This is a genomic window from Cellulomonas alba, assembly GCF_030362835.1.
Classification (GTDB): Bacteria; Actinomycetota; Actinomycetes; order Actinomycetales; family Cellulomonadaceae; genus Cellulomonas; species Cellulomonas alba.
In genome coordinates this window covers 1,326,389-1,339,458 of the sequence record NZ_JAUCGQ010000001.1, presented here as the reverse complement: position 1 = coordinate 1,339,458, position 13,070 = coordinate 1,326,389, and the positions used below count along the sequence as shown (strand labels likewise).

Annotated in this window: 11 protein-coding genes; 5 read left to right on the top strand and 6 right to left on the bottom strand. The window is 73.3% G+C overall.

Features of this window, described 5'->3' with window-relative positions; genetic code table 11:
- Positions 1-84: 84 nt before the first annotated feature.
- Positions 85-543: a MarR family winged helix-turn-helix transcriptional regulator gene (locus QRT04_RS06045; protein WP_289454262.1), complete on the top strand. Its 459-nt coding sequence runs from the start codon at positions 85-87 to the stop codon at positions 541-543.
- 7 nt (positions 544-550) lie between these two features.
- On the opposite strand, the gene QRT04_RS06040 is transcribed toward QRT04_RS06045, so the two are convergent.
- The 3 genes from QRT04_RS06040 to QRT04_RS06030 form a co-directional block, all read right to left on the bottom strand.
- Positions 551-2,182, bottom strand: a complete 1,632-nt coding sequence (locus QRT04_RS06040; RefSeq protein WP_289454261.1) for an MDR family MFS transporter — start codon at positions 2,180-2,182, stop codon at positions 551-553.
- A 72-nt stretch (positions 2,183-2,254) separates the two neighbouring features.
- A complete protein-coding gene (locus QRT04_RS06035) occupies positions 2,255-2,722 on the bottom strand; it encodes a MarR family winged helix-turn-helix transcriptional regulator (protein WP_289454260.1) in 468 nt (155 codons plus the stop codon).
- Between the two features lie 184 nt (positions 2,723-2,906).
- A complete protein-coding gene (locus QRT04_RS06030) occupies positions 2,907-4,382 on the bottom strand; it encodes a sugar porter family MFS transporter (RefSeq protein ID WP_289454259.1) in 1,476 nt (491 codons plus the stop codon).
- 196 nt (positions 4,383-4,578) lie between these two features.
- On the opposite strand from QRT04_RS06030, the gene QRT04_RS06025 reads away from it, so the two are divergent.
- The 3 genes from QRT04_RS06025 to QRT04_RS06015 all read left to right on the top strand — a co-directional run bounded on the left by QRT04_RS06025 (position 4,579) and on the right by QRT04_RS06015 (position 7,259).
- Positions 4,579-5,178 (top strand): hypothetical protein, encoded by a 600-nt coding sequence (locus QRT04_RS06025; RefSeq protein ID WP_289455725.1) that lies wholly within the window; start codon positions 4,579-4,581, stop codon positions 5,176-5,178.
- 449 nt (positions 5,179-5,627) lie between these two features.
- Positions 5,628-6,248, top strand: a complete 621-nt coding sequence (locus QRT04_RS06020) for a DUF47 domain-containing protein (protein ID WP_289454258.1) — start codon at positions 5,628-5,630, stop codon at positions 6,246-6,248.
- 6 nt (positions 6,249-6,254) lie between these two features.
- Positions 6,255-7,259 carry an inorganic phosphate transporter gene (locus QRT04_RS06015; RefSeq protein WP_289454257.1) on the top strand — a complete coding sequence of 335 codons (1,005 nt, stop codon included), beginning with the start codon at positions 6,255-6,257 and terminating at the stop codon, positions 7,257-7,259.
- A 108-nt stretch (positions 7,260-7,367) separates the two neighbouring features.
- Here the strand turns inward: QRT04_RS06015 and QRT04_RS06010 are convergent, their stop codons facing one another.
- The 3 genes from QRT04_RS06010 to mshD are packed head-to-tail and all read right to left on the bottom strand — an operon-like array spanning position 7,368 to position 11,535.
- Positions 7,368-8,339, bottom strand: coding sequence for an NUDIX hydrolase (locus QRT04_RS06010; RefSeq protein WP_289454256.1), 972 nt, complete (start codon positions 8,337-8,339; stop codon positions 7,368-7,370).
- On the bottom strand, positions 8,336-10,579 hold the full coding sequence (locus QRT04_RS06005; RefSeq protein WP_289454255.1) for an RNA degradosome polyphosphate kinase: 2,244 nt from the start codon (positions 10,577-10,579) through the stop codon (positions 8,336-8,338). The genes QRT04_RS06010 and QRT04_RS06005 overlap by 4 nt, the downstream gene beginning before the upstream one ends.
- A complete protein-coding gene (gene mshD / locus QRT04_RS06000) occupies positions 10,576-11,535 on the bottom strand; it encodes a mycothiol synthase (RefSeq protein ID WP_289454254.1) in 960 nt (319 codons plus the stop codon). The genes QRT04_RS06005 and mshD overlap by 4 nt, the downstream gene beginning before the upstream one ends.
- A gap of 194 nt (positions 11,536-11,729) precedes the next feature.
- On the opposite strand from mshD, the gene QRT04_RS05995 reads away from it, so the two are divergent.
- Complete coding sequence (locus QRT04_RS05995; protein WP_289454253.1) at positions 11,730-13,037, top strand: NAD(P)-binding domain-containing protein; 1,308 nt, start codon at positions 11,730-11,732, stop codon at positions 13,035-13,037.
- The last annotated feature ends 33 nt before the right edge of the window (positions 13,038-13,070 follow it).

Below are 13,070 nucleotides of genomic sequence, written 5' to 3'. Positions count from 1 at the left end.
CCGGGTGCTGGCACCCATCCGGGTGTGGGGGTGCCCGCCACGGGTGATTCCGGGGGTCTCCGGATCGGTCAAGATGTGCCCGTGGTGGATGAGACGTTCGTCGCGCTGGAGCGCGAGCTGGGCCTGCTGCTCCGGCGCGCCCACGCCTCGTCCTCGGCGCTCGCGCGCCGCGTCCACCCCGACCTCGAGCCGTCGGCCTACACGTTGCTCGCGCTGATCGCCGCACGTCCTGCGCTGCGCGCGAGCGACCTGGCCGCCTCGATCGGCGTCGGCCGCGGCACGATGTCCCGCCAGCTGGCCCGCCTCGGGACGATGGGCCTCGTCTCGCGCCGGCCCGACCCCGACGACTACCGCGGCCAGCTCCTCGAGCTGACCGACGAGGGGCACCGCCGCCTCGAGGAGGCTCGCGACGCTCGCCGCGAGTTCGTGCGCCGCGCGCTCGCCGAGTGGCCCGCGGCCGACGTGGCGGAGCTCTCCGACCAGCTCGCGCGGCTCAACGCCGACCTGGTCGCCGAGCTCCACCGCATCGACGCGAAGCCCTGACCTCGCGTCAGGCGTCGACGAGCTCGCGCTCGTCGACCGTGCTGGCGGCGTCCGCAGCCTGCTGGATGCCGGACCGGCGCCCGAGCGGCACCTCCTGGAGGAAGAGCACCGCCACGAGCGAGACGAGCGCGATCGGCGTCGCGATCAGGAACAGGTCCGCGATCGACTCGCCCATCGCCCACTCGACGACGCCGCGGATCGGCGCCGGAAGCGTCGCGAGGTCCGGCAGCTGGCCGCCCGAGACCCCGGCCGCCTGCACGTGCAGCTTCGTCAGGCCCTCGGTGATGAAGTGGACCGACCGGTGGGACAGCACCGCTCCGAGCGCCGAGACGCCGATCGCGCCGCCCAGCGTCCGGAAGAACGCGACCGTCGCCGAGCCCGTGCCGATGTCCTTGACGTCGAGCGTGTTCTGCACGGCGAGCACGAGGTTCTGCATGAGCATGCCGACGCCCGAGCCGAGGATCACCATGTACAGCGCGACGAGCACGAAGTTCGTCGACGCGTGGATCGTGCCCATCAGGCCGAGGCCGATCGTCAGCAGCGTCGCGCCGGCGATCATGAACGTCTTGTAGCGCCCGGTGCGGGTGATGATCCGGCCCGAGACGGTCGACGCGATGAGCAGTCCGGCGATCATCGGGATCGTCAGCAGGCCCGACTGGGTCGGGGTCTTGCCTCGCGCGAGCTGCATGTACTGGCCGATGAACACCGAGGTGCCGAACATCGCGATGCCGACCGCGACCGACGCGATCACCGCGAGGACGAGCGTGCGGTTCTTGAACAGGTGCATCGGGATGATCGGCTCGGCCGCGCGGTGCTCGACCCACACCGCGACGGCGAGCACGACGAGCGCGCCGCCGACCATCGCGGCCGTCTGCCACGAGCCCCACGCGAACTTGTCGCCGGCGAACGTGACCCAGAGCAGCAGGAGCGCGACGCCCACCGAGATCAGCGCGGCACCGAGGTAGTCGATCTTGACGACGCGGCGCGTGAGCGGCGGCAGGTGCAGCGTGCGCTGCAGCACCACGATCGCGGCGATCGCGAACGGCAGGCCGACGAAGAAGTTCCAGCGCCAGCCGAGCGCGGAGTCCGTGAGGAAGCCGCCGAGCAGCGGTCCGCCGACCATCGAGATGCCCATGACGGCGCCCATGTAGCCCATGTACCGGCCGCGCTCGCGCGGGCTGATGATGTCCGCCAGCAGGATCGTGCCGAGCGCGGTGAGGCCGCCCGCGCCGATGCCCTGCAGGGCGCGCATGCCGATGAGCATGCCGGTCGTGTGCGAGAGCCCGGCGAGCGCCGAGGACACGACGGTGATGACGAGCGCGAGCTGGACGAGCAGCTTGCGGTTGACGAGGTCGGCGAGCTTGCCCCAGACGGGCGTCGAGATCGTCGTGGTCAGCAGCGTCGCGGTGACCACCCAGGTGAACGCGGACTGCTTGCCGTGCAGGTCGGCGATGATCTTCGGCAGCGAGCTCGAGACGACGCTCGTGGCGAGCATCGAGACGAACATGCCGAGGAGGATCCCGGACAGGGCCTCGAGCACCTCGCGGTGCGTCATGGCGGCCCCCGGCCGGTCCGGGGTGGCCGGCTCGGGCACGGGGGCGACGGTGGCCGGGTCGACGGCCTCGGAGGTGCTGGTCATGGGGTGCCTTCTTGACTCGTGCGGACTCGTGGGTGCGGCCCGGCAGCGTCGGCGGGCAGTGGTGCGGGGTGGTCAGGCGGGGTGGCGGGCGCCGGCGCGGGTGAGCGCCTGGACCGAGCGCGCCACGCGGTCGAGCGAGCGCGCGGCCTCGTCGACCTCGTCGGGCGTCCAGTCGGCGAACAGCTCCTGCATGCGGAGCTCGACGACCTCGTGCAGGTGCGCGGCGAGGACCTCGCCGGCCGGCGTGAGCCGCAGCCGCCGGACCCGACGGTCGTGCGGGTCCTCGACCCGCTCGGCGTAGCCGTCGTCGACGAGCTGCCCGACCTGGCGCGACGCGACCGACGTGTCGACGTGCAGCAGGTCGGCGAGCTCGCCGACCTGGAGCGGGCCGTTCAGCGAGAGCAGCCGCACCGCAGGGATCGACCCCCGCGAGCACGGGAGGTCGCGCGAGACGAGGAACGCGGCCTCGCGCATCGCCCGGACGATCGCCTCGAGCGAGCGCAGCACGGCCTGCTCGCTGGACGTGCCGGTGGTGAACATCGCCGCTCCTAGTTGTTGCCTGATGCAACGACTGTACGACACATCTGTTGCCGCACGCAACTGCTGTGCGAGGCAACTTGCAGGACTGTCGGCGCGCACGACGACGCCCGCCCCCGGGTGGCGGGAGCGGGCGTCGTCGGCCGGCGGGTCGGGAGTCTGATCCCCTCCGGCAGGTCTCACGAGCTCAAGTGCGCGTCGGCGTCCGCCGCTCGGGCGCCTTGACCTCCTCCATGTCCTCGAGCTCCACGCCGCGCGTCTCGGGGACCTTCCACAGCGTGAAGAAGAACGAGAGCACCGCGAAGATCGTGTACATCAGGTACGGGATGGCGGCGCCGAAGTGGTCGAGCAGCGGCGGGAACGTCTCCGAGATGACGAAGTTCGCGATCCACTGCGCCGACGCCGCGACGCCGAGGGCCGCCGCGCGGATGCGGTTCGGGAACATCTCGCCGAGCAGCACCCAGACCAGCGGGCCCCACGTCGCGCCGAAGAAGACGACGAACAGGTTCGCGGCCACCAGGGCGATGACGCCCCACGGGTCCGGCAGCGTGACGTTGTCGCCGGAGCCCGTCGACTGGGTGAACGCCAGCGCGACCGTGCCCAGCGAGAGCGCCATCCCGACGGAGCCGATCAGCAGCAGCGGGCGTCGCCCGACCTTGTCCACCAGCGCGATCGCGATGAAGGTGACCAGCACGTTCGTCACCGACGTGATCGTCGAGTAGGTGAACGAGTCGTCCTTGCTGAAGCCGACCGCCTGCCACAGCGTCGTGGAGTAGTAGAAGATCACGTTGATCCCGACGAACTGCTGGAAGACCGACAGCAGGATGCCGACCCACACCACCGGCAGCAGCCCGAACCGTGGCCCGCGCAGGCTCGCGTGCTTCGCGTTCTCGCGGTCGTCGGCGATGCGCTTCTTGATCTGGGCCAGGTGGGTGTCGGGGTTCTCCTCGGCGCTCAGCGTCTCGTTGAGCACGACGAGCGCGTCCTCGTCCTTGCCGACGCTGGCCAGGTAGCGCGGCGTCTCCGGGATGGAGAGCGCGATGATCCCGTAGACGGCGGCCGGGACGGCGCCGACGAAGAACATCCAGCGCCACGCCTCCATGCCCCACCAGAGGTCGTTGGCGGGGTCGCCCGCGGCGTTCTGCAGCAGCTGGTCGGACAGCAGGGCGACGAAGATGCCGATCGTGATCGCGAGCTGCTGGACCGAGCCGAGGCGGCCGCGGATCGAGGCGGGCGAGATCTCGGCGATGTACGCCGGCGCCATCACCGACGCGATGCCGATGCCGATGCCGGACATGATCCGCCACAGGATCATGTCGGCGACGCTCCACGAGAGGCCCGTCAGGATCGACGACGCGAAGAACATGATCGCGCCGAGCAGCATGGTGCGCGTGCGGCCCCAGCGGTCGGCGACCTTGCCGGCCAGCCACGCGCCGAGCGCCGAGCCGAGGAGGGCGACGGCCACCACGAAGCCCGACAGTGCCGAGCTGAGGCTGAAGTGGTCCGTGATCGCGCCGACGGCGCCGTTGATCACGGAGCTGTCGAACCCGAACAGGAAGCCGCCGACCGCGGCGGCGATGGACAGCGCGATCGCCTTGCGATGGTTGGCGGACCGCCCACCGTGCGTGACGGCTGGTCCGCGCGCTGCTGACACGTCCGACATGGTCGACACCTCCAGTTGCCCCGGCGTGCACGGGGGAGACGTTCCTCACTGTGGCCCGGCTGCGGCGCCGTCGCATTTCGGAGCGTGCGCGACGCGCGCAGGCCCGATCGCCGGTGCCTCGGGCCGGGCGTCGGACCGGGGTGGCACGATCGGAGGGATGACCAGCCCCGAACCGCGCCGCCCCCGCCGGCCCGCGATGCTCGACCCGCAGGAGGCCGAGCAGATCCCCGGCGCGCTCGACCCCGCGCTGCGCGGTGAGGTCGCGCACACCACGGCGGGTGCGCTCGTGCGCCGAGGCCGCGCGACCGAGGACCCCGCGGTCGTGGAGCGCCTCGTCGCGCTCGTGGAGACCGAGGGCCTCGACGTCGTCGCCGGGCTCTGGTCGGACAGCCCGCCGAACACGCTGCCGGGCGCGCTGTGGCGGCTCTACGTGCTGCGCGAGTGGGTGCGCCGCGACCCCGCGACGGTCGCCGACCGCTACCGGCTCGGCCGCGGCGCCGTCCCGGTGCACGACGTCGTGGCGGGCGTCGCCGACGCGCCCGGCCCGACCGAGGTGCGCGAGGTCGCGGACGCGGTGCTCTCCGGCGTCTACACGGGCGACCTCGCGGTCGCGCTCGAGCGTGCGGCCGCGTTCTGCCGCGTGCTCGCCGCGGGGGCGGCGTTCGACGCCGACCACCTCGACGTCGTCGACCCGTCGGGCGCGAGCCGGCTCACGCGCGGCGCCGCGTCGCTGCTGCGCACCGCCGAGGAGCTGGAGCACGCCGCGACCCTCTGGCGGGCCGACCGCCTCGACTGACGCGTCGCCCGTCCGGGCGGCCGGCGGGTGCCTGCGCGCCACCGGTCGGCCGGCCGTGTGCCGATCCTGCCGATCGACCCGTCCGGCGGAATCGCGCGCGGGGGTCGCGGGTTACAGTGGTCGCGACGCCGGGCCGCGGTAGCCCCGGGCTCCAACTTCAGCCGCCCAGAGCGGCCACGCGCCGAGAGGCGCTCCCGGCCCGGCGTCGCCTCACCCGGTCGGCGCACCGCGTCACACGGGCCGGCGGCTCGGCCGCTCGGCGCGCGAGGTTTGCTGGTCGTTCGTCCAGCTTCGCGCCACGCCGCGCCGCGGACACGTCCTTCGGTCCTGGTCCATGCCGGTCACGAGGCTGTCACCATGGGGCCATGTGGGCGTCGACGGCCGTTAGGCAATCGCCGCCCCGTCGCCTAGCCTGAGTCCGTCCCCCCGACCTCGTACCGGAGCCTGCCGTGCGCCTGCGCCTGACACCGCGCGACACCACCTTCTTCGACCTTCTCGCCGCATCGGCGCAGCACCTGGTCACCGGAGCGAACCTGCTGGGCGAGATGCTCGGCGCCGCCCGTCCCGAGCGCAAGGAGATCGGCAAGCGCATCGCCGACGCCGAGCACCTCGCCGACGACGCGACGCACGAGATCATGCGCCGGCTGAACCAGACGTTCATCACGCCGTTCGACCGCGACGACATCTACAACCTCGCGTCGAGCCTCGACGACTGCATGGACTTCATGGACGAGGCCGCCGACCTGATCGTCCTCTACAAGGTCGACGAGCTGCCCACGCGGATCTCCGACCAGGTGCAGGTGCTCCAGCGCGCGGCCGAGCTCACCGCCGAGGCCATGCCGCGCCTGCGCTCGATGGACTCGCTCAAGGAGTACTGGGTCGAGGTCAACCGCCTCGAGAACCAGGCCGACAAGTCCTACCGCAAGCTCCTCGCGCAGCTGTTCGACGAGGTCGCCGACCCGATCCTGCTCATGAAGCTCAAGGAGATCGTCGAGAAGCTCGAGGAGGCGGCCGACGCCTTCGAGAAGGTGGCCAACACCGTCGAGACGATCGCGCTCAAGGAGTCCTGAGCACTCGTGGAAGCCGCGCTCGTCGTCGCCGTGGTGGCCCTTGCCCTCGGCTTCGACTACACCAACGGGTTTCACGACGCGGCCAACGCGATCGCGACCTCTGTCTCCACCCGCGCCCTGACGCCGCGTGTCGCGCTCGTCATCGCCGCGGTCATGAACTTCGTCGGCGCCCTGCTCGGCACGAGCGTCGCGCAGACGATCGCGAACTCGATCATCGACCTGACCGACGCGAACAACCGCACGGCGCTCGTCGTGATCCTCGCGGCGCTCCTGGGAGCGATCTGCTGGAACCTCATCACCTGGTGGTTCGGGCTGCCCTCGTCGTCGACGCACTCGCTGATCGGCGGGCTCGTGGGCGCGGGCCTGGTCGGCGGTCTCGCCGTCTACTGGAAGTCGGTGTGGGAGAAGGTCGTCATCCCGATGGTGGTCTCACCTGCCGTCGGCTTCACGCTGGCCTTCTTCATCATGGTCGGCGTGCTGTGGCTGGTGCGGAACACGAACCCCGCGCGCACCTTCCGCCGGTTCCGGCTCGCGCAGACGGTGTCGGCCTCGGCGATGGCGCTGGGCCACGGCCTGCAGGATGCGCAGAAGACGATGGGCGTCATCTACCTGGCGCTCGTGTCGGTCGGCTGGGCGGAGAAGAACGGGCAGATCCCGCTGTGGGTCAAGGTCGCCGCGGCGACGGCGATCTCGCTCGGCACGTACTCCGGCGGCTGGCGCATCATGCGCACGCTCGGCCGGCGCATCATCGAGGTCGACCCCGCGCGCGGGTTCATCGCCGAGTCGGTGTCGGCCACCGTGCTGTACGTCAGCGCGTTCGCCGTCCACGCACCGGTGTCGACCACGCACGTCGTGAGCTCGGCCATCATGGGCGTCGGCGCCACGAAGCGTGCCTCGGCCGTGCGGTGGGGCGTCGCCAAGAACATCGCCACCGCGTGGGTGCTGACGATCCCGGCCGCGGCGCTCGTCGCCGGCCTCGCCTACCTGCTGCTGCACCCGATCCTGGGCTGACGCGGGCCGGTCGTCGGCTCACCCCGCCCGAGGCTCACCCCGCCCGAGCGCGGCTGACGCCGCGGTGCGGCACCCGCAGAGCCGCCGTCGCCCGTGGCCCGACCCGGGTCAGTCGTCCAGGTGCCGCTCGACCGCGACCACCCGGGGACCGGTCTGCCGCTGCGCGACGTGCGCCACGAGCACGGCCCCGGGGTGCAGGTACGGGTCCTCGGTCGGCAGCGCCGCCGTGACCGACTTGCGCGCGTGCCGCGCGAGCACGTCGAGCACCGTCGGCAGCACCGGCCGGTGCGTCGAGAGCACGGAGTCCGCGGGCTCGGCGAGCAGCCGCATCACCTCGAACGTCACCTTCTCCGGCGAGTCCGCGTGGGTCTCTTCGGTCAGCGCGTCCGACATCACGGGGTCGACCTGGGCGACCTCCGCGTACGGCGCCACGGTCTCGACGCAGCGCTGCCACGGGCTCGTCACCACGTTCGTGACGCCGAACGCCGAGAGCACGGGCACGACCGCCTGCGACTGCCGCAGGCCCGCCGCGACGAGCGGCCGGTCGGGCTCGGCGCCCCGCCAGGTGGCGCGCCGACGCGCGGTGCCGTGGCGGAGGACCACGACGGCGCGGGTGTCGAGGCGCTGCTTGGCGTGCGCGTGGACGAGCGCGTCGAGCGGCGCGCGGTCCGCGCTCCGGCTCAGCTTGTGCGCGGCGGCGTCGACGTCGAACCAGCGCACCGCGTCGATCTCGGCGCGGGACGCGCGCGGCACGGGCGGGCGGGCCCGGAGCGCCGCGGCGTCGGGTCGTCCCGCCACCTGCGCGGCCCAGTAGTGCACGCGCTTGAGCCGACCGTCGGACAGCGGGTACTCGAGGCCGGGCAGCGGGATGCCGAGCACCACGTCGTGGCCCGTCTCCTCGGCCACCTCGCGCGTCGCGGCCGCGAGCGTCGTCTCGCCGGGGTCGAGCTTCCCCTTCGGCCAGGACCAGTCGCGGTACCGCGGCCGGTGCACGAGGGCGACCTGGAGCCGGCCCAGACGCACGCGCCACACGAGCGCGCCGGCGGCCTCGACGACCGACCGCGGACGAGCAGGGCTCACCGGCCCGAGCCCGGACGCCGGCGCTGCCGCGTGATGAGGGCCGCCTGCAGGTCGATCAGCGGACCCGCGGGCCCGTCGTGGTGGCCGACCCACGTGCCGTCGCTCTCGAGGTGCCACGACGACGTGCCGTCGTCGACCGAGAAGTCGATGAGCTCGACGAGCTCGGCGACCTGGTCGGGGTCGGCGACCCGCACGAGCGCCTCGACGCGGCGGTCGAGGTTCCGGTGCATCAGGTCCGCCGAGCCGATGTAGACCTCGGGGCCCTCGAAGCCGGCCTCGGGCAGCGGCGTCGAGTTCGCGAAGGCGAAGATCCGCGAGTGCTCGAGGAACCGCCCGAGGATCGAGCGGACGCGGATGTTCTCCGACAGTCCCGGGACCCCCGGGCGCAGCGCGCAGATGCCGCGGATCACGAGGTCGACCGGGACGCCCGCCTGCGACGCACGGTACAGCGCGTCGATCGTCGCCTCGTCGACCATCGAGTTGACCTTGATCTTGATCCACGCGGGCTGGCCCTCGCGGGCCGCGGCGGCCTCGCGGTCGATGCGCTCGACCAGGCCGGTGCGGACGCTGCGCGGCGCGACCAGCAGCCGGTGGAACCGCGACTTGGGCGCGTAGCCCGACAGCTGGTTGAAGAGGCGGGTCAGGTCCTGCCCCACCTCGGGGTCGGCCGTCAGCAGGCCGAGGTCCGTGTAGAGGCGCGCGGTCTTCGGGTGGTAGTTGCCCGTGCCCACGTGGCTGTACCGGCGGAGGCCGTCCTGCTCCTGGCGGACCACGAGGCTCAGCTTGCAGTGCGTCTTGAGGCCGACGATGCCGTAGACGACGTGGACGCCCGCCTGCTCGAGCTTGCGGGCCCACGAGATGTTGTTCTGCTCGTCGAACCGCGCCTTGATCTCGACGAGCGCCAGGACCTGCTTGCCCGCCTCGGCCGCATCGATCAGCGCGTCGACGATCGGCGAGTCGCCCGAGGTCCGGTACAGCGTCTGCTTGATGGCGAGCACCTGCGGGTCGGCCGCCGCCTGCTCGAGGAACGTCTGGACGCTCGTCGAGAACGAGTCGTACGGGTGGTGCACGAGCACGTCGCGCTCGCGGATGCGCGCGAACACGTCGGACGGCGTCGCCGACTCGACCTCGGCGAGCTGGCGCGGCGTCGTCGGCACGAACCGCGGGTACTGGAGCTCGGGCCGGTCGAGGTCGGCGATCACGTTGAGACCGGTCTGGTCGAGCGGCGCGGGCAGCTCGTAGACCTCCTCCTCCGCCATGCCGAGCTCACGAACAAGCAGGCTGCGGATGCGCGGGCTGATGCCGTGCGCGAGCTCGAGCCGCACCGGAGGGCCGAACCGGCGGCGCAGCAGCTCCTTCTCCATCGCCTGCAGCAGGTTCTCGGCGTCGTCCTCCTCGACCTCCACGTCCTCGTTGCGCGTGACGCGGAAGGTGTGGTGCTCGCGCACCTCCATGCCGGGGAAGAGGTGGTCGAGGTGCTCGGCGATGACGTCCTCGACGGGCACGAACGACATCGGGCCCTTCTCGAGAGCCGCGGCGCCGGCGTCCGGGGCGCTCGGGCGGCCGCGCGCGTCGACGGCGATGAAGCGCGGCAGCAGCGGTGGCACCTTGACGCGCGCGAAGTGCTCCTTGCCCGTCGCGGGGTTCACGACCACGACCGCGAGATTGAGCGAGAGCCCCGAGATGTACGGGAACGGGTGCGCGGGGTCGACCGCGAGCGGCGTCAGGACCGGGAAGATCTGCCGGCGGAAGAACTTGCGCAGGCGGTCCTGCTCCGACTCGCCGAGGTCGTCCCAGCGGACGAGCGTGATGCCCTCGTCGGCGAGCGCGGGCTGCACCTTGTCGGCGAACACGCGCGCGTGCCGGTCCGCCAGCTCGTGCGCCTTGTCGCTGATGGAGTCGAGCACCTGCCGCGGGCTCATGCCCGACGCCGCCGTCACGGCGATGCCCGTCGCGATGCGGCGCTTCAGGCCGGCGACCCGCACCATGAAGAACTCGTCGAGGTTGGACGCGAAGATCGCCAGGAACCGCACGCGCTCGAGCAGCGGCAGGTCGTCGCGCTCCGCCAGCTCGAGCACCCGCTGGTTGAACGCGAGCCAGCTCAGCTCACGGTCGAGGAACCGGTCGTCGGGCAGCGGCGCGAGCTCGACGGCGGCGGCCTGCGCGCCGGGAGCGGCGGCGTCGAGGTGCTCGGCGATGTGGGCGGCGAGCGACGGGTCGAGGGTGGGCGCGTCGGTCATCCGCCCATGGTGTCATCGGATCGTGAACCGGCGGTATCGAACGTGAACATCCGGTCCACCGCCTCGACGGCGAACCCGTGCCGCTCGTACGTGTGCACCGCGACGGCGTTGTCGGCGTCGGTGTAGAGGATCACGTCGGCCGGCCCGCGGGAGCGCAGGTGGTCGATGCCCGCGGCGGTCAGCGCACCTCCGAGCCCGAGCCCCTGGGCGTCCGGATCGACCCCGACGACGTACAGCTCGCCGACCGGCTCCGGCCCGTGCTCGCCCGCGGGGTGCACCTTGGTCCAGACGAACCCGAGCAGCACGCGGTCGCGCTCCGCGAGCAGGAAGCCCGCCGGGTCGAACCACGGCTCGCGCTCGCGCGCGCGCAGGTCGGCGTCGGAGATGCGGCCCTGCTCGGGGTGGCGGGCGAACGCGCGCGCGTTGACGCGGCGCCACGCGTCCTCGTCCTGGCCGGGGACGAACGTGCGGACGGTGACGCCCGCAGGGAACGGGCGGCGCGGTGGCGCATCGGTGTGCGCACCGGACAGCCGCATGCGCCAGAGCTCGCGCGTGACGACGCCGCCGGCCGCCGTCGTCATGGCGCGTGCCGGCTCGAGGTCGCCGTGCGCCCAGACGTGCAGCGGCCGGCCGTGGACCGCCGCGGCGAACGAGCGCGCCTCCGCCAGCAGCCGGCCGCCCGTGCCGTGGCGGCGCGCGTCCGGCGCGACGAGGAGCTCCGCGGTGGCCTGCGCGTCGAGCGCGACGTCGACCTGCGCGTAGCCGACGAGGGCGCCGTCGTCGTCGCGTGCGAGCAGGTGGACGACGACCGCGTCGGGGTCGCTGAGCCAGAGCAGCGGCTGCTCGGAGAGCGGGGCGACCCCGTCGGCGACGGCCGCGCGGGCGGCGACGGCGCGCACCTCGTCGGCGACCGCGGTGGGGAGGGGACCGCGCACCGCGCTGACCTGCACCGGCATGGGCTCATCCTTACCACCTGCGACCCGCGGTGCGTGAGCGGCGACCGGGTGGCTGCCTGCGAGGGTTGCGGCCCGGCGGGCGAGCCACCCGGCGCGCGTCGAGCCCGCGGGTGCCCGCCTGGTGAGCACCGGGCGCTCCGACGGCTGATCGCCCCGGGGTGCGCGTCGTGGCCCGCGGGTACCGTGGCCGGGTCATGGAGACCCGCGCGCAGACCCCGGACGAGGGTGCGGGGACGCGTCGTGAGCGACGTGCCGCCGCGCGGGCCGCGTCGACCGCGGACGAGCCGGTCGACGTCGACGTCGTGGTGATCGGCGCGGGGCAGGCGGGGCTCTCGGCGGCGTACCACCTGGTCCGCTCGGGTCTCGTCGCGGTCGGAGACCGCGGGTGGCAGGACGCGCGCGCGACGTTCGTCGTGCTGGACGACAACCCGCAGGCCGGCGGCGCGTGGCAGCACCGGTGGGACAGCCTGACGATGGCCGACGCGCACGCGGTGCACGACCTGCCGGGCATGCCGCTGCTGACGCCGGACCCGGCCGAGCCGGCGAACCGCGCCGTCCCGTACTACTACGCCCAGTACGAGGAGGCGTTCGGCCTGCGCGTCCAGCGGCCGGTGCGCGTCGCGCGGGTGACGGACGACTCGGCGGGTCGGCTGCTCCTCCGGTCGGAGCTCGTCGGCCGGGCCGACGCGCCCGTGACGTGGCGCGCGCGGGGCCTGGTCAACGCGTCCGGCACCTGGCAGAAGCCGTTCTGGCCCGCGTACCCCGGCCGGTCGGCCTTCCGCGGCCGGCAGCTGCACACGCACGACTTCCGGTCCGCCGAGGAGCTGGCGGACGGGCACGTGGTGGTCGTGGGCGGGGGCACGTCGGCCGTCCAGCTGACGATGCAGCTCGCCCGGGTGACGACGACGACCTGGGTGACGCGGCGTCCGCCGACGTGGCGCGACGAGGAGTTCTCGCCGGAGATCGGCCGCGAGGCGGTCGCGCGCGTCGACGAGCGGACGCGGGCCGGGCTCGCGCCGGAGAGCGTCGTCTCCGTGACCGGGCTGCCGCTCACGGACGCGTACCGCGAGGCGATCGAGGCGGGCGTGCTCCGCGCGCGGCCGATGTTCACGCGGATCGTCGCGGAGGGCGTGGTGTGGGACGACCCGGCGCCCGTCCCCGTCCCGGCGCCCGTCGCGGCCGGCGACGTCGCTGCGGCGGTGGGCTCGTCCGAGCAGGGCGCCACCGCGGTCGGCACGGCGCGGCTCGGCGGGTGGGTCGACGGCCCGGGGTTCGTCGAGGCGCGCACGATCCTGTGGTGCACCGGCTTCCGCGCGTCGCTCGACCACCTCGCGCCGCTGCACCTGCGGGGGACCGGCGGCGGGATCGTCATGGACGGCACGCGGGTGGTCGCGGACCCGCGCATCCAGCTCGTCGGCTACGGGCCGAGCGCGTCGACCATCGGCGCGAACCGCGCGGGCCGGGAGGCCGTGCGCAACCTCCGGCGCGCGCTGGGGCTCTGAGGCGCGCGCCGGACGACCCGCCGGCCCGGCTCG